Consider the following 1,581-nt stretch of genomic DNA (forward strand, 5'->3'; position numbering starts at 1 on the left):
AACCTGACGAGCCAAAGGCGTGGCCTTCCGCTCGCGTTCCTGGTGACTGCGGGCAACCAGGCCCAGACCGGTTTATCCGAAATTGCACTCAGTCTAATTCAGGACGATCGCGTCACTGCCCTCGGCCTGCACATTGAGGGCTTCGATTCCATAGACGGCTTTGAGAAGCTAGCGTCTGAGGCTCGGCGGTTGAAAAAGCCGATCGTCGCGTTGAAGGTAGGCCGTTCCCAGCAGTCGCAGCAGGCGACCTTGTCGCATACAGCATCGCTGGCAGGCTCCGACGCAGCGTCCGGCGCCTTTCTGGAGCGATTGGGTATCGCACGCGTCGATTCCCTTTCCTCCTTCGTCGAGGCGTTGAAGCTCCTGCACTTGTACGGGCCATTGTCTGGTTACCGAATATCGTCGATGAGTTGCTCGGGCGGCGAAGCTTCATTAATGGGTGATGCTGCCGTGGGACGGCCCCTGTATTACCCAGCCTTGACCGACGAGCACCGAGCCCGCATCCAGGTGCCGCTGGGACCGCTGGTCGCTGTGGCCAATCCGCTCGATTATCAGACCTTCATCTGGGGGAACGAGCCTGCGATGACCGAGGTTTTCACTGCCATGGTATCGGGCGGCTTTGATTTCAATATGCTGGTGCTTGACTATCCGCGTTCCGATCGTACCACGAACACCGACCGGTTCCCGAACGCTCGGGCCTTCGAAGCGGCGCTGAAAACCCACAATGCACGGGGTGCGATCGTGGTTTCCTTGCCGGAGAACATGCCGGAGGAATACGCCATCGACCTTATGGAGAGGGGGATCGTCCCGCTCGCCGGTATACCTGAGGCCATGGATGCTGTGCAGGCTGCCGCAACCATTGGCAAGGCTTGGCGCCAGCCTTTGGCGCAGGCTGTCGATGTCATAGGCGCGAGCCAATTGAAAGGAGAACGTGTCACGCTTGATGAAGCCCGCGCGAAGGCGAAACTGATCGAGGCCGGGCTGGCGGTGCCTAAAGGCAAACGCGCTGGCAATGGCGAGGAGGCAGTGGCTGCGGCGCAAGCGCTCGGCTTCCCGGTGGCGCTGAAGGCGTTGGGTGTGGCGCACAAGTCAGAAGTCGGGGCAGTGTGTCTAAACCTGAAGGACGCAGCAGCCGTCGGCAACGCCGCCAAGGATCTATCTCGACTTGGCAGCGGCCTTTATGTCGAACGCATGGTAAGCGACAGCGTGGCTGAACTCATCGTCGGCTTCACCCGTGAGCCGGTGTTCGGTGCAGTGATGACGCTGGGCACGGGCGGCGTAATGGTCGAACTGCTGCGCGACAGCGTCACCCTGCTACTGCCTACGACACGCGAGGACATTGGAGCGGCGCTGCGCAGGCTGAAACTCTATCCCTTGCTCGATGGCTATCGAGGCAGACCCAAGGCCGACGTCGAGGCAGCAATCGAGGCCATCGAGGCCATCGCTGATTTCGTGCGAAAGCATGCCGACGAGATCGAAGAACTGGACATCAATCCGCTGATCGTATGCACGCAAGGCAAAGGCGCATGGATCGCCGACGCGCTGCTGGTGCTTGGAAACAACAACGAGGCAAACAACAAT

At 60.3% G+C, this 1,581-nt stretch carries 1 protein-coding gene; it reads left to right on the top strand.

Going from position 1 to position 1,581, the window contains the following annotated elements; all coding sequences use genetic code 11:
* Positions 1–1,581: acetate--CoA ligase family protein (locus tag AC0L17_RS34320; RefSeq protein WP_473518965.1), on the top strand; the 1,581-nt coding region annotated here is incomplete at both ends.

The sequence above is a fragment of the Mesorhizobium sp. WSM4829 genome (assembly GCF_055811475.1).